Raw genomic sequence first — 12,370 nt, forward strand, 5'->3', positions numbered from 1 at the left:
CCATCGCCACAACAGCGCGGGGATGCCCGCATGATCGAGGTCGACGACCTGCACAAGACCTTCAGGACGCGCGGCGGCCCGGTCAAGGCCGTGGACGGCGTGAGCTTCACGGCCGCGGACGGCGAGATCACCGGCCTGCTCGGGCCGAACGGCGCCGGCAAGACCACCACCCTGCGGATGCTCTACACCCTGATGGCGCCCGACCAGGGCGCGGTGCGGGTGGACGGCTTCGACGCGCGCACCCAGGCCGACGAGGTCCGGCGCCGTCTCGGGGTGCTGCCGGACGCGCGCGGCGTGTACAAGCGCCTGACCGCGCGCGAGAACATCGCCTACTTCGGGCGCCTGCACGGCATGCCGGCGCGGGAGCTGGACGCGCGCATCGAGGCGCTGATCGCCGCGCTGGGCATGGAGGACGTGGCCGACCGCCCCACCGAGGGCTTCTCCCAGGGCCAGCGCACCAAGACCGCGATCGCCCGTGCGCTGGTGCACGATCCGCGCAACGTCATCCTCGACGAGCCGACCAACGGCCTGGACGTGATGACCACGCGCGCGTTGCGCGCCTTCCTGCAGTCGCTGCGCGCCGAAGGCCGCTGCGTGATCTTCTCGAGCCACATCATGCAGGAGGTGGCGGCGCTGTGTGACCGCATCGTGGTGATCGCGCACGGGCGCGTGGTCGCCCAGGGCACGCCCGACGAACTGCGTGCGCAGGCCGGCCGCGACAACCTCGAGGACGCCTTCGTCCACCTGATCGGTTCGGAAGAGGGCCTGACCGCATGAGCGCGCGCCGTACCGGAGTCCTGGCCGCGCTGGCGGCCGTCACCCTGAAGGAACTGCGCGACCTGATGCGCGACCGCCGCACGGTGGTCATCGCCCTCCTGCTCGGCCCCCTGGTCATGCCCGCGCTGATGCTCGGCATCGGCGGCATGATGGCCAAGCGCATGACCGCGCAGATGGAGAAGCCGCTCGAGCTGCCCATCGTCGGCGCCGAGCGCGCCCCCAACCTCGTGGCCTGGCTCGAAGGCCAGAACGTGCGCCCGAAGCCCGCGCCCGAGGACCCGGAAGCCGCGATCCGCGACCAGGCGGAAGAGGTGATCCTGCGCATCTCGGAGACCTACGCCGACGACTGGCGGGCGGGGCGCCCCGCCCTGGTCGAGGTGGTGCACGACGCCTCGCGGCAGGACTCGAACATCCCGGTCGCGCGCGTCGAGGCCCTGCTGCGCGCCTACGGCGACACCACCGGCACGCTGCGCCTGCTCGCGCGCGGGATCAATCCCGCGGTCGGACGTCCGTTGCTGGTCTCGCGCAGCGACCTGTCCACGCCGGAGTCGCGGCGCGGCATGGCGCTGTCCTTCCTGCCCTACCTCCTGATCCTGTCGGCCTTCCTCGGCGGCGCCTACCTGGTCATCGACGTGACCGCGGGCGAACGCGAGCGCCAGTCGCTCGAACCGCTGCTCGCCACGCCGGCCGCACGCGGCGCGATCATGAGCGGAAAGATCGCGGCGGCGGTGGTCTTCGGGCTTGCCTCGCTGGCGCTCACGCTGATCGCGTTCAAGCTCGGCGCGCAGGTCGCGCCGGGCCTGGGCCGCATGCTCGACGTGTCGCTGCCGGCCATGCTCAAGATGCTGGTGGTGCTGGTGCCGCTGGTGCTGCTGGGCTGCACCCTGATCACGCTGATCTCGGCCAGCGTGAAGTCGGTCAAGGAGGCACAAAGCTACCTGAGCCTGCTGATGTTCCTGCCCATCGTCCCGACCATCGTGCTGATGGTGAACCCCGTCAGGAACCAGCTCTGGATGTTCGCGGTTCCGCTGCTGTCGCAGAACCAGATGCTGACCAAGATCCTGCGCGGCGAGGCGGTGACGCTGCAGGAGTGGCTGGTCTACCTCACGGCGGGGTCGGCGGTCGCCGCGGTGCTCTGGCTGGTCGCGGCACGCCTCTATCACCGCGAGAAGCTGGCCGTCTCGGCCTGACCCGCCGGCACCGGAACGAAGGAAGGCCGCTGCATCGCTGCAGCGGCCTTCCCATGCACGATCCGGAACGGTCCGGGGCGGCGTCCGCAGCCCTCAGGGCCGGAACGCGATCGTGCGGCGCAGGACCACCGGCTCGTCGGTGCTCTCGAACTGCCAGCGCCGCACCGCCGAGATCGCCTCGCGGTCGAACGTCCGGGTCGGGTTGGCCGAGACCACCCGCGCGTCCGACACGCTGCCATCCGGCTGCACGGTGAACTCCACCGTGACCTCGCCGGTGATGCCCGCCCGCAGCGCCTCGCGCGGGTAGTCGGGCGCCGGGGCGCTGACCACTGCCGGTGCCGGGCGCGACGGTGCCGCCGGCGCGCTCGAACCGCCACCCTGCGCGGCGAGCTCGCGCGCGCGGGCCTCGGCGGCCGCGCGCTCCTCGGCCAGACGCGCGGCCTCGGCACGGGCGGCCTCGATCTCGCGCTGGGCTTCCGCCAGCTGTTCCGCCAGGCGCGCGGCCTCGCTCTGCTGCGCCTGCTGGGCCTGCTGCTGGGCCTGTGCGGCGGCGGCCGCCTGCTGGGCCTGGCGCTGGGCCTCGGCCTGGGCGAGGCGCTGGGCCTCCGCCTCGGCACGACGCTCGGCGGCGAGCTGGGTCTCCTCGATCGCGCCCTGGACCCGGCGCAGCGCCGGGGCATTGGGATCGATGCGGGTCATCAGGGTCAGCAGGCGCTGGGCCTCGACCAGGTTGCTGCGCGCGATGTTCTGCTCCGCCGCGATGAGGATGTAGGGGAACAGGTCCCCAAGCGCGTTCTCCACCAGCGGATCGTCGGGCGTCTTCTCGCGCAGGGCGAGGTAGTACTCGGCGGCGTTGTCGCCGCTCGGCGCGTACAGGCGCTGCTCGCCCTGCGCGATCCGCGCGCTCTCGCGCAGTTCCTCGGCCGGGCGCGCGGCCAGCGCATCGGCGGCCGCCTGCACCGCCCCCGCGGCCTGGGCGTCGCGTTCCTCGGCGCTGGGCGGCGCCACCACGGCGGGCTCCGCCTGCGCGGGCGTCGCGGCCGTCGGTTCCTGCTCGGCGGCCGGCGGTGCGGCCGGCTCGCTTCCACACCCCACCAGCGCCAGCCCGAGGGCCACCGCCAGCACCCGCAGGCCTCCTCCGACGCCTGCCGTCCCCTTTGCATCCGTCATGTCCGTCTCCCCTGTCGTTACGACGTGATGATTATCCACGCAACAACAAGGCAGAACACGCGGCGTGTCAAGCCGCCGCGCGCCCGAGGGGGAGGTCGTGTGCGCGCCCGCAGGGCGCGCAGGGCTCAGGACGAGGTGTCGAGGAGGAACTCCACGCGCCCGCGCATCGGGGTATCGACCCCCGTCGCGCTGTAGCGCCAGCGCCGGACGCTGCCGATCGCCTCGCGCTCGAAGATGCCCTCCGGATGGGCGGACAGCACCTCGACCTCGTCCACGGTGCCGTCGCCGCGGACCACGTAGGCCAGTTCGACGCGCCCTTCGATCCGGCGCGCGCGCGCCACGGCCGGGTACCGGGGCTCCACCCTGTGCAGCAGCACCGGGGCCGCGACCGGAGCCGGGGCCGGCGCAGCGGCCACGGGGGCCGGCGGAGGGGCCGGGGCCGGCGTCGGCTCGGGCCGCACCGGCGCGTCCTCGACCGACGGCGCGGCCGCCACGACCGGTTGCGGCGCCGGCGCAGGGGGCGGTGCCGGCGCCGCGGCGGCCGGGCTGGGCGACGGCGCGGCCGCACGTGCGGCGGCCGCCAGCTGCCGCTCGCGCTCGCGCTCGCGCAGCTCGGCCCCGTTCTCGGCGATGGCCTCGCCGATGCGTGGCAGGGCGCGGGCCTGCGCATCGATCCGCGCAAGCAGTGCGGCCAACCGCTGCGCCTCTGCGAGGTCCTCGCGCACCACGGCCTGCTCGGTGGCGATCAGGACGTAGGGGAAGAGGTCCTGCAGGGCGGCATCGAAGCGGGCCTCCTCCGGCGACTCCGCGCGCAGCGCGAGGTAGTGCTCGACCGCGTTGTCGCCGGCGGGCGCGTACAGGCGCTGCTCGGCGCGGGCGCGGCGCGCGCGTTCCAGCAGCGGTTCGTCCGCCTGTTCCACCTGCGCCGCCGGTGCCGGCGCAGCGCGCTCCGGCAAGGGCGCCGCGTCGGGTGCCTGCGCGACCGGAGCATTCGGCGCCTGCGCTGGCTGTTGCTCGCAGCCGGCAAGCAGCATCGCGGCCATCGCTGCCGCGGCCGCCACCCTGCGCCTGTCGATACCGCTCATCCCGCCCCCCTGGCGGCCGTTGAAAGGCCGCGAAGTCTAGGTGGGGCGGATGACGGTTGCGCGGCAGGCGAACGACATTCCGGAGCGCGTATGGCGCTCGTTCACTTGCCGATGCAGAAGCTCGCGAAGACGCGCCCGAGCAGCGCGTCGCTGCTGACGCGTCCGGTGATGCCGCCCAGCGCGTCCTGGGCGAGACGCAGCTCCTCGGCAGCGAGTTCGCCGTGTCCCTCGGCCAACCGCGCGCCCGCCGCATCGACGTGGGCGGAGGTGTCGCGCAGGGCCTCCACATGGCGCGCGCGTGCGCTGAAGGTGCCGGCCTGGGCGTCGCCCTGCCCGGCGTGTTCGGCCAGGGCCGCCGCGAGCAGGTCGAGACCCTCCCCGGTGCGGGCCGAGAGCCAGACGTGGCGCACGCCGTCGATCCACTCCGTGCGCGCGGGGGCGCCGGCGAGGTCGATCTTGGTGTGCACCCACAGCACCGTCGCGGCCTCGCGCAGGGCGTCGGCGAGGGCCTGCGGGTCCGGAGCGCTCTCGTCCACGACGGCCAGCACGAGATCCGCCTTCCCGACCTCCCGGTGCGCGCGTCGGATGCCTTCGCGCTCGACCGGGTCGTCGCTCTCGCGCAGGCCGGCGGTGTCCACCAGGGTCAGGCCGACGCCGCCGAGCGATACGGCCTCGCGCAGCACGTCGCGGGTGGTCCCGGCGATCTCGGTGACGATGGCGCGGTCGTGGCCGGCGACGACGTTGAGCAGGGAGCTCTTGCCTGCGTTCGGCGCGCCGACGATCACCGCGTGCAGTCCGTCCACCAGGCGTCGTCCCCGCTCCGCGTCCGCGAGCAGGGCCCTGCAGTCCTGCGCCACCGCGGCGCGGCGGCGGAGGAGCTCGGCGTCGGCGAGGAAGTCGATCTCCTCCTCGGGGAAATCGATGGCCGCCTCGATCCACACCCGCAGCGCGGTCAGCGCTTCGGCCAGCGCCTCCACCCGGCGCGAGAAGGCCCCTTCCAGCGAGCGCCGGGCGGCGCGGGCGGCGGCGAGGCTGGAGGCCCCGATGAGATCGGCCACGGCCTCGGCCTGCGCGAGGTCGAGCTTGCCGTTGAGGAAGGCGCGTTCGCTGAACTCGCCCGGCCGCGCTGCCCGCGCGCCCAGCGCCACGCAGCGGGCGACGAGGGCGGTGAGCAGGACCGGGCTGCCATGGCCCTGGAACTCGACCACGTCCTCGCCGGTGAAGCTCGCCGGCGCCGCGAAACGCAGCACCAGGCCGTCGTCGAGCACCTCGCCGTCGGCGCCGCGGAAGCGCACGTGCCGCGCCTGTCGCACCGGCGGCAGCGGACCGCAGACGGCGTCCGCGATGGCCGCCGCCCGCGGCCCCGAGAGACGCACGATGCCGACGCCCGCGGGACCCGCGGCGGTGGCGATGGCGACGATGGTGTCGGGGGTGGCCACGGCGCGGACGGGACTCGGGAGTGGGGAGTCGGGAACGGAAGGCTATCGTCCCGGCGCGGCGTCCGACGTCATGCCGGCGCCGACACCGTCAAGGCCGACCCGTCCTCGCGACCTGCAGTTCCTGTTCCCGATTCCCGTGTCCGTTCCTCAGCCCTTGGCCGTGGCCGGCTTGTCGCCGTGGCGGCGGAGCAGCCACCACTGCTGGAGCAGGCCGAGCAGGCCGTTGGTGAACCAGTAGAGCACCAGGCCGGCCGGGAAGAAGGCGAACATCACGCCGAAGATGATCGGCATCGCGTTCATCATCTTGCGCTGCAGCGGGTCGGTCGCCATCGGCGACAGGCGCTGGGTGGCGTACATCGTCGCTGCGTTGAGGAGCGGCAGGATGAACCACGGGTCGCGGGCGGTCAGGTTGTCGATCCAGCCCGGAATCCACACGGCGTGGCGCAGCTCGGGCGCCTCCAGCAGGACCCAGTACAGCGCCAGGAACACCGGCATCTGCACGAGGATGGGAAGGCAGCCGGCGGCGGGGTTCACCTTCTCCTTCTTGTAGAGCTCCATGACCGCCATCTGGAACTTCTGCTTGTCCTCGCCGTAGCGCTCCTTGAGCGCCTCCATCTTCGGCTGCAGGCGGCGCATCTTGGCGAAGCTCTTGTACTGCGTCTCCGAGAGCTTGTAGAGGATCAGCTTGATGGTCAGCACGAGCAGGACGATCGCCCAGCCCCAGTTGCCGACCAGGCTGTGGAACCACGACAGCAGCCAGTAGATCGGCTGCGCGATGAAGGTGAACACGCCGTAGTCGATCGACAGGCGCAGGCCCGGCGCGACGGCTTCCATCGGGCCCTGCAGCTTGGGACCGATCCACAGCCGGGCGCTGCTGGTGGCGGTTTCGCCGGGGGCGAGCGCCAGCGCCGGTCCGACCTCGCGCGCCACGTAGTAGGGCACGCTGCCGACCTGGCCGAGCTGGAACTGGGTCGGGACCGCCGGGTCGGGAATCCAGGCGGAGATGAAGTGGTGCTGCGACATCGCGATCCAGCCGCCGGTCACCGTCTTGTTGAGCGGGCCGTCGGAGAAGTCGCCGAACTTGCGCTTCTCGTACTTGTCCTCCGGGCTGTACCAGGCCGCGCCGGCGAAGCTGAAGGTCTCGGGATCGTTGAAGGCGAAGGCGCCGGAGCGGCGCACCGGCGGCACGCGCATCAACTGGCGGTAGACGCTGCCCGACCAGGCGGCGGCGCCCGTGTTGCTGATCTCGTCGTGCACGTCGAGCACATAGCTGCCGGGCGTCAGGGCGAACACGCGGCGCACGCGCAGGCCGCTGCCGTCCTCCCAGACGAACGCGACCTCGCTGCGGCCGTCGACCTCGCGGGCGCTGCCCGGCTCGAGGCGGAAGGCGCTCTCGTGGTTCGGCGCCGGGCCGGCACTGCTGACCAGGCCCATCTGGGCCACGTAGTAGCTGGCCGGCGCGGTGTCGAGCAGGCGCACCGGCGGCGAACCCTCGTCGGTGGTCTGGGCGTAGTCGAGCAGTTCGGCGGCGAGGACGGTGCCCCCGCGGCCGTCGATGGACAGGCGCAGCACGTCGTTGGCGAGCGTCACCGGGGCGGCCTGGGCGGCGTCGGACGGAGCGGCATCGGGCACCGCCGCCGCACTGCCCGGCGCGGCGGGCAGTGCATCCGGCGCGCGCGCCTCGGGGATGGCGCCGTCCAGCGCCGGCGCACCCGGAACGTCGGCGACGACCGCGGGCGCGGGCGGCGTGGCCATCTCCCGGTTCCAGTTCATCCACAGCATGGCGGCCACGAACAGCCAGGCGAACAGCAGCAGGACTCGGGTTTGGTTCATCGGGACGGAATCGGGAGACGAAGGGGAGCCGGTCGCGCGCGGCAGCGGCGGCGTCCGGAGGACGTGCGCGTCAGGAATCGGAGGTGGGCGCGGCCGGGACGGCCGCAGCGGCGCGCGGCATTGTGCCGCCCGCGCCCGGGGCCTTCAACGCCGCGGCGCGCGTCCACAGGCGCTCGAGATCCGCGCGGAGGGTCGCGCCGTCGCGGCCTGCGGCCTCGGGCCGGGCCACCAGAACGTAGTCGGCGGCGGGCAACCGCGCCCGGACGTGGCGGAAACTCTCGCGCACGCAGCGCTTGATGCGGTTGCGTTCGACCGCGCGCTTGGACACCCGGCGCGACACCGCGATCCCCAGGCGCGCCGGCGCACCCGCCTCGTGCACGTGGACGTGCAGCCGGAACGCATCGCCATGGATCCGCCGGCAGTCGGCGAAGACGCGCGCGTACTCCGCAGACGCGCGCACCCGCGCGTCGCGGGGAAACGCGACGGACGGGTGCGGGGAGTTCATTGCTTCGGGACGCCGCGTGGCGACGTCGATCGGCTGCGGCACCGGAACGGCGCGCTCAGCCGGAACGCGCTCAGCCGGAAACGGTGAGACGCTTGCGGCCCTTGGCGCGGCGGCGAGCAAGGATCTTGCGGCCGTCGGCGGTCTTCATGCGCGCGCGGAACCCGTGGTCGCGCTTGCGCTTGAGATTGCTGGGCTGGTAGGTGCGCTTGGTGGCCATGGCGGCGGACGGACTGGTGGAAAAAAGAGGCGGGATGGTAGGGGGTGGGGGTGGGGGGTGTCAATGGTTGGCTGGAGGGGCCGGGGCACGGGGCACGGGGCACGGCAGAGCATTCCATGCCCCTTCGCCCTTCGCCCCTCGCCCTGTGCCCTGTGCCCTGTGCCCTCTCGCCCTCCGCCTGCGCGTCCCGCCGCGCCACGCGTCCTCCCCCCAATGCCGCTAAACTGCGCGGTCGCTTCCGATTCCCGCCTGCCGCCAGCGACGTCGGGCCTCGTCTTGCACGCGCACCTCATGGATTCAGTCTGGCCGCAGTGCCTCGCCCGTCTCGAAGCCGAACTCCCGGCCGACGAGATCCACACCTGGTTGAAGCCCCTTCAGGCCGAGGCGGCCGACGGGCAACTGCGGCTCTACGCACCGAACGCCTTCGTGGTGGAGACGGTGCGCGACCGGTACCTGGCGCGCATCCGCGAGCTGCTCGCGCATTACGCCCAGGGCGTGACGCTGTCGCTGGAAGTCGGCTCGCTGCGGCGCGCGCCCACTGCGGCGGCGGCGCTGGCCGGGGCGTCGAACGCGCAGCCGCGAGCCAACGCCGCCCCGCCGCTGCCCTCGAACCTGGACAGCCACTACAGCTTCGACAACTTCGTCGAGGGCCGCAGCAACCAGCTGGGGCGCATCGCGGCGCTGCAGGCGGCGCAGAAGCCGGGCGACCGCGCCCACAATCCCTTGCTGCTCTACGGCGGCACGGGTCTCGGCAAGACCCACCTGATGATGGCCGCCGGCAACCTGATCCGGCAGAACGACCCGCAGGCGCGGGTGCTCTACCTGCGCTCCGAGCAGTTCTTCAGTGCGATGATGCGGGCCTTCCAGGACAAGTCCATGGATCAGTTCAAGCGCCAGTTCCAGTCGGTGGACGCGCTCCTGATCGACGACATCCAGTTCTTCGCCGGCAAGGACCGCACGCAGGAGGAGTTCTTCCACACCTTCAACGCGCTGTTCGACTTCAACCGGCAGATCATCCTCACCTGCGACCGCTACCCGCGCGAGGTCGACGGCATGGAGCCGCGGCTGAAGTCCCGGCTTGCCTGGGGCCTGTCGGTCGCCATCGAGCCGCCGGACTTCGAGACGCGCGCCGCGATCGTGCTGGCCAAGGCCCGCCAGCGCGGGGTCGCCTTGCCCGAGGACGTGGCCTACCTCATCGCCAAGAAGATGCGCTCGAACGTGCGCGACCTCGAGGGCGCGCTCAACACGCTGGCCGCCCGCGGCAACTTCATGGGCCGCGCGATCACGGTGGAGTTCGCCCAGGAGACCCTGCGCGACCTCCTCCGCGCGCAGCAGCAGGCGATCAGCATCACCAACATCCAGAAGACCGTGGCGGACTACTACCAGCTGCGCGTGGCGGACCTGCTCGGCAAGAAGCGCACGCGCTCGCTCGCGCGTCCCCGCCAGATGGCCATGGCGCTCGCCAAGGAGCTCACCGAGCACAGCCTGCCCGAGATCGGCGATGCCTTCGGCGGACGCGACCACACGACCGTCCTGCATGCCACGCGGGTCATCCGCGATCTGGTGGAGACGGATGGCAAGCAGCGCGAGGATTGGGAGAAACTCATCCGGAAGCTCACCGAATAGGTGGACGGGCTGTGGATATCCGGGGGACGATGCGCAGGCGCAGAATCTGTCCACAGGTCGTCCCCAGCTCCACGCAACGGCATTCACAGCCCTGTAACGAAACAAAACGCTTCAGATTCAAACGGTTGAATGGTGAATCCACGGATTCCGGCGACACCATCATCATCACCTATTTAGACTTATCCAAAAGCATCTAGGGGTTACGCATGCGCTTCAGCCTTCCGCGCGAGGTCCTTCTCAAACCACTGGCCCAGGTCGTCAACGTGGTGGAACGGCGACAGACCCTCCCCGTCCTGGCGAACCTGCTGGTGTCGGTGAAGGACGGGCGCCTGTCGATGACCGGCACCGACCTCGAGGTCGAGATGACCGCGCGGGCGGACGTCGCCGATGCGCAGCCCGGCGAGACCACCATCCCGGCGCGCAAGCTGTTCGAGATCGTCCGCGCCCTGCCCGACGGCAGCCAGGTGACGCTCACGCTCAACAACGAGCGTGTGACCGTCCAGGCCGGACGCAGCCGCTTCACCCTGGCTACCCTGCCCTTCAACGAGTTCCCGGCGATCGAGGACCTGGAACTCGTCGAGCGGCTGCAGCTTCCGGAGGCCGGGCTGAAGGAGCTGATCGAACGCACCGCGTTCGCGATGGCGCAGCAGGACGTCCGCTACTACCTCAATGGCCTGCTGCTCGACCTGCGCGAGGATTCCCTGCGCTGCGTGGCGACGGACGGGCACCGTCTGGCGCTGTGCGAGACCGCGCTGGAGAACGGCGTGCAGACGCGCAAGCAGATCATCCTGCCGCGCAAGGGCGTGCTCGAACTGCAGCGTCTGCTGGAGGGCGGCGACCGCACCATCGAGCTCGAACTCGGCCGCAACCACCTGCGGGTGCGGCGCGCGGACGTCACCTTCACCTCCAAGCTCATCGACGGCCGCTTCCCCGATTACGAAGCGGTGATCCCGATCGGCGCCGACAAGGAACTGCGGATCGACCGCGAGCTGCTGCGCGCCTCGCTGCAACGCGCCGCGATCCTGTCGAACGAGAAGTACCGGGGCGTGAAGCTGGAGCTCAGCCCGGGGCAGCTGCGCATCGTCGCGCACAACCCGGAACAGGAGGAGGCCCAGGAGGAGGTCGAGGCCCAGACCCAGGTCGACAATCTGGCGGTCGGCTTCAACGTCACCTACCTGCTGGATGCGCTGTCTTCGCTGAAGAGCGAGGAGGTGACCATCAACCTGCGCGATGCCAACTCGTCCGCGCTGGTGCGTGCGGCCGACAGCGACGCCTGCCGGCACGTCGTGATGCCCCTGCGCCTCTGATCCCGGATGTTCCACGTGGAACACGTCGCCGCCCGACCTCGTGTCGGGCGGTTCCGTTTTCGGAGCCCGGCATGCGCCTGAACCTCGTGCGCGTCGCGCAGCTTCGCGCGTTCGAGCGCGCGGAACTGGAGCCCGGCCCGGGTCTCAACCTGATCACTGGCGGCAACGGCGCCGGCAAGACCAGCCTGCTGGAGGCCATCCATCTGCTCGCCTATGGCCGGAGCTTCCGTGGCCGTGTTCGGGATGGGCTGGTGCGCGACGGCGCTGCGGCGCTGGAAGTCTTTCTCGAATGGGAGGAGGCCAAGGGCGGCCGACGGGTAGGGCTGCGGCATTCGGGTACGGAGTGGGAGGGGCGTGTCGACGGGGCTCCGGCCGCCACGCTTGCCGACCTCTGCGCCGCGCTGGCCGTGGTGACCTTCGAGCCAGGAAGCCACGCGCTGATCTCCGGTGCCGCCGAGGAGCGCCGACGCTTCATGGACTGGGCGTTGTTCCACGTGGAACATGATTTCCTTCCGGCATGGCGGCGTTACGCCCGGGCGCTGAAGCAACGGAACGCGCTGTTGAAGGCGCGTCCTGGGCCCAATGCGCTCGATCCCTGGGACGCGGAGCTGGCCGATGCCGGCGCCCTGCTCACGCGGATCAGGAGCACGTACCTGGAGCAGTTGGAGCCGGTGGTACGCGAGGTGGCGGCGGCCTTCGTGCCCGAACTCGGGGCGGCCCGCCTCCAGTTCCGCCCCGGCTGGCGGCGCGAGCAGATGGCCCTTGTGGACGCGTTGCTCCTCTCGCGGGAGACGGACCTCGCGCAGGGCTTCAGCGGCGTGGGTCCGCACCGTGCGGACTGGCGCCTGCAGTTCGAGGGGCTGCCGGGCCGCGCCGCGCCGTCGCGCGGGCAGGAGAAGCTGATCGCCCTGAGCGCGGTGCTCGGGCAGGCGCAGCACTACGCCCAGGCACGTGGCGAATGGCCGGTCGTGCTGTTCGACGACCTCGCGTCCGAGCTGGACCTGGAGCACCAGCGCCGCGTTCTCGAGCACGTGCTGGCCTCGGGCACCCAGGTCATCGTCACGGCCACCGAGCCTCCCGCTTCGGTCGAGGCTCTGAACGTGAACGCGAGCCTGTTCCACGTGGAACATTCGCAGGTCCGGCGCTTGGACTGACCGGCGTCGCAGACCGCGAACGGCTATAATCGATTGTCTTGCCGCGGCGACGGCCGCGCGCCACACG

General features: G+C 71.8%; 11 protein-coding genes. 5 read left to right on the plus strand and 6 right to left on the minus strand.

Features of this window, described 5'->3' with window-relative positions:
- Nucleotides 1–30: 30 nt before the first annotated feature.
- Together ACFO3Q_RS13250 and ACFO3Q_RS13255 are read left to right on the plus strand one after the other, a co-directional pair.
- A complete protein-coding gene (locus ACFO3Q_RS13250) occupies nucleotides 31–777 on the plus strand; it encodes an ABC transporter ATP-binding protein (RefSeq protein ID WP_377005205.1) in 747 nt (248 codons plus the stop codon).
- Nucleotides 774–1,967 (plus strand): ABC transporter permease, encoded by a 1,194-nt coding sequence (locus tag ACFO3Q_RS13255; RefSeq protein ID WP_377005206.1) that lies wholly within the window; start codon nucleotides 774–776, stop codon nucleotides 1,965–1,967. The genes ACFO3Q_RS13250 and ACFO3Q_RS13255 overlap by 4 nt, the downstream gene beginning before the upstream one ends.
- Before the next feature lie 93 nt (nucleotides 1,968–2,060).
- Here ACFO3Q_RS13255 and ACFO3Q_RS13260 read toward each other — a convergent pair whose 3' ends face one another.
- The 6 genes from ACFO3Q_RS13260 to rpmH all read right to left on the minus strand — a co-directional run bounded on the left by ACFO3Q_RS13260 (nucleotide 2,061) and on the right by rpmH (nucleotide 8,216).
- A complete protein-coding gene (locus ACFO3Q_RS13260; protein ID WP_377005207.1) occupies nucleotides 2,061–3,137 on the minus strand; it encodes an energy transducer TonB in 1,077 nt (358 codons plus the stop codon).
- A gap of 125 nt (nucleotides 3,138–3,262) precedes the next feature.
- Nucleotides 3,263–4,222 (minus strand): energy transducer TonB, encoded by a 960-nt coding sequence (locus ACFO3Q_RS13265; RefSeq protein WP_377005208.1) that lies wholly within the window; start codon nucleotides 4,220–4,222, stop codon nucleotides 3,263–3,265.
- A 101-nt stretch (nucleotides 4,223–4,323) separates the two neighbouring features.
- Nucleotides 4,324–5,661 carry a tRNA uridine-5-carboxymethylaminomethyl(34) synthesis GTPase MnmE gene (gene mnmE / locus ACFO3Q_RS13270; RefSeq protein WP_377005209.1) on the minus strand — a complete coding sequence of 446 codons (1,338 nt, stop codon included), beginning with the start codon at nucleotides 5,659–5,661 and terminating at the stop codon, nucleotides 4,324–4,326.
- A 147-nt stretch (nucleotides 5,662–5,808) separates the two neighbouring features.
- Nucleotides 5,809–7,494 (minus strand): membrane protein insertase YidC, encoded by a 1,686-nt coding sequence (gene yidC, locus ACFO3Q_RS13275; protein WP_377005210.1) that lies wholly within the window; start codon nucleotides 7,492–7,494, stop codon nucleotides 5,809–5,811.
- A 70-nt stretch (nucleotides 7,495–7,564) separates the two neighbouring features.
- Nucleotides 7,565–8,119 (minus strand): ribonuclease P protein component, encoded by a 555-nt coding sequence (gene rnpA, locus ACFO3Q_RS13280; protein ID WP_377005211.1) that lies wholly within the window; start codon nucleotides 8,117–8,119, stop codon nucleotides 7,565–7,567.
- Nucleotides 8,070–8,216 (minus strand): 50S ribosomal protein L34, encoded by a 147-nt coding sequence (rpmH, locus tag ACFO3Q_RS13285; protein ID WP_377005212.1) that lies wholly within the window; start codon nucleotides 8,214–8,216, stop codon nucleotides 8,070–8,072. Before rpmH ends, rnpA begins: the two co-directional genes overlap by 50 nt.
- Before the next feature lie 291 nt (nucleotides 8,217–8,507).
- On the opposite strand from rpmH, the gene dnaA reads away from it, so the two are divergent.
- The 3 genes from dnaA to recF all read left to right on the plus strand — a co-directional run bounded on the left by dnaA (nucleotide 8,508) and on the right by recF (nucleotide 12,303).
- Nucleotides 8,508–9,842 (plus strand): chromosomal replication initiator protein DnaA, encoded by a 1,335-nt coding sequence (gene dnaA / locus ACFO3Q_RS13290; protein ID WP_377005213.1) that lies wholly within the window; start codon nucleotides 8,508–8,510, stop codon nucleotides 9,840–9,842.
- A 206-nt stretch (nucleotides 9,843–10,048) separates the two neighbouring features.
- Nucleotides 10,049–11,149 (plus strand): DNA polymerase III subunit beta, encoded by a 1,101-nt coding sequence (gene dnaN, locus ACFO3Q_RS13295; RefSeq protein ID WP_377005214.1) that lies wholly within the window; start codon nucleotides 10,049–10,051, stop codon nucleotides 11,147–11,149.
- A gap of 71 nt (nucleotides 11,150–11,220) precedes the next feature.
- Complete coding sequence (recF, locus tag ACFO3Q_RS13300; RefSeq protein WP_377005215.1) at nucleotides 11,221–12,303, plus strand: DNA replication/repair protein RecF; 1,083 nt, start codon at nucleotides 11,221–11,223, stop codon at nucleotides 12,301–12,303.
- Nucleotides 12,304–12,370 lie beyond the last annotated feature (67 nt).

It is taken from the genome of Coralloluteibacterium thermophilum (genome assembly GCF_042654365.1).
GTDB classification, from domain to species: domain Bacteria; phylum Pseudomonadota; class Gammaproteobacteria; order Xanthomonadales; family Xanthomonadaceae; genus Coralloluteibacterium; species Coralloluteibacterium thermophilum.